Genomic DNA, 1,236 nt, shown 5'->3' on the forward strand with positions numbered 1-1,236 from the left:
GTCAGGGGCGACTTGCCGCGGCTGATGTCGAACACGCCCAGATCGGTGATCAGCAGATCGACCACGCCAGCCCCGGTCAGCGGCAGGGTGCAGGCCTTGAGCAGCTTGGGCGCGCCGGACTTCTCCACATGGTCCATGACCACGACCACGCGCTTGACGCCGGCCACCAGGTCCATGGCCCCGCCCATGCCCTTGACCACCTTGCCGGGCACCATCCAGTTGGCCAGGTCGCCCTTTTCGGAGACCTGCATACCGCCCAGGATCGAGAGCGCGATATGGCCGCCGCGGATCATGGCGAAGCTGTCGGCGCTGGAGAAATAGGACGACGAGTCCAGTTCGGTGATGGTCTGCTTGCCGGCGTTGATCAGGTCGGCGTCCTCCTCCCCCTCATACGGGAAGGGGCCCATGCCCAGCATGCCGTTCTCGCTCTGCAGGGTCACGTGCATGCCGGCCGGGATGTAGTTGGCCACCAGGGTCGGGATGCCGATGCCGAGGTTCACATAGAAGCCGTCGCGCAGCTCCATGGCGGCGCGGGCCGCCATCTGTTCGCGGGTCCAGGCCATCTTAGGCGCTCACCTTTTCTTCGCGCGGTCGCGTGGTGACGCGCTCGATGCGCTTCTCGTATTTCGCGCCGGCCACGATGCGGTCCACATAGATGCCCGGGGTGTGGATGTTGTCCTTGTCGAGCGCCCCGATCTCCACCAGCTTCTCGACCTCGGCGACGCAGGCCCTGCCCGCCGTGGCCATCATCGGATTGAAGTTCCGCGCGGTCTTTCGGTAGACGAGGTTGCCCTCCGCGTCGCCGGCATAGGCCTTGACGATGGCGAGGTCGGCCACCAGGCCGCGCTCCATGACATAGAGCTCGCCGTCGAACTCCCGGACCTCCTTGCCCTCCGCCACCAGCGTGCCGACGCCGGTCTTGGTGAAGAAGGCCGGGATGCCCGCCCCGCCGGCGCGGATACGCTCGGCCAGCGTGCCCTGCGGGTTGAACTCCAGTTCCAGGTCGCCCGAGAGGTAGAGCTGCTCGAACAGTTTGTTCTCGCCCACATAGGACGAGATCATCTTTCGGATCTGGCCGCTCTCCAGCAGGAGGCCCAGGCCAAAGCCGTCGATCCCGCAATTGTTGGAGACCACGGTCAGGTCCTTGGTCCCCGTCTCGCGGATCGCCGCGATCAGGTTTTCCGGGATGCCGCAGAGGCCGAAGCCGCCGGCCATGATGGTCATGCCGTCGAACAG

3 protein-coding genes are annotated in these 1,236 nt (G+C 65.9%); 1 reads left to right on the plus strand and 2 read right to left on the minus strand.

Annotated elements, in window-relative coordinates:
* Both Q8Q88_RS18205 and Q8Q88_RS18210 read right to left on the minus strand, forming a co-directional pair.
* A partial coding sequence (locus tag Q8Q88_RS18205; protein WP_305676600.1) for a 3-oxoacid CoA-transferase subunit B occupies positions 1-563 on the minus strand: 563 nt, incomplete at its 3' end.
* A gap of 1 nt (position 564) precedes the next feature.
* Positions 565-1,176, minus strand: a complete 612-nt coding sequence (locus tag Q8Q88_RS18210) for a CoA transferase subunit A (protein ID WP_305676601.1) — start codon at positions 1,174-1,176, stop codon at positions 565-567.
* On the opposite strand from Q8Q88_RS18210, the gene Q8Q88_RS18215 reads away from it, so the two are divergent.
* A partial coding sequence (locus Q8Q88_RS18215; protein ID WP_305676602.1) for a hypothetical protein occupies positions 1,124-1,236 on the plus strand: 113 nt, incomplete at its 3' end. The genes Q8Q88_RS18210 and Q8Q88_RS18215 overlap by 53 nt on opposite strands.

Source organism: Phenylobacterium sp., assembly GCF_030697925.1.
Taxonomy (GTDB): domain Bacteria; phylum Pseudomonadota; class Alphaproteobacteria; order Caulobacterales; family Caulobacteraceae; genus Phenylobacterium.